This is a genomic window from Phocaeicola sp. RTP21198st1_B8_RTP21198_201120 (assembly GCF_040929485.1).
In the GTDB taxonomy this organism is placed as follows: Bacteria; Bacteroidota; Bacteroidia; order Bacteroidales; family Bacteroidaceae; genus Phocaeicola; species Phocaeicola dorei.
Map to the genome: position 1 here is coordinate 1 of NZ_JBCOCI010000340.1, position 617 is coordinate 617.

1 protein-coding gene is annotated in these 617 nt (G+C 45.7%); it reads left to right on the top strand.

Features of this window, described 5'->3' with window-relative positions:
• Positions 1 to 617: FAD-dependent oxidoreductase (locus tag AB5935_RS26070; protein ID WP_410525552.1), on the top strand; the 617-nt coding region annotated here is incomplete at both ends.

Genomic DNA, 617 nt, shown 5'->3' on the forward strand with positions numbered 1-617 from the left:
AGAAATGGAAGGCGTTGCCTATGCCATTGATTATAAATATATGTGTTCCGATCCGGGACAGACATTGATTAAGAACGCCATTAAAGAATATGGATTGGATGGCGTTGTCGTTGCTGCCTGTTCTCCGCGAATGCATGAACCTACCTTTCGGAGAGCATGTGCGGAAGCCGGATTGAATCCTTATCTGTGCGAGATAGCTAATATTCGTGAGCATTGCTCTTGGGTACATGAGAAAGGGGAGGCAACTACCCGTAAGGCTGTTGATATTGTCAAAAGTCTGGTTGAAAAGGTAAAGCGGAATCATCCTTTGGTTCCCATTCAGGTTCCTATCACCAAAAAAGCACTGGTGATTGGAGGAGGAATTCCCGGAATTCAGGCAAGTCTGGACATCGCCAATTGCGGACATCAGGTCATTCTGGTAGAGAAAGAACCGTCCATCGGCGGACACATGTCACAGCTTTCGGAAACTTTTCCTACATTAGACTGTTCGCAGTGTATTCTTACTCCCCGAATGGTGGAAGTAGCGCAGCATCCGAATATCACTCTTTATACGTATGCCGAACTGGAGCATGTGGAAGGATTTATCGGTAATTTTAAAGCCAGTATACGCCTGAAAG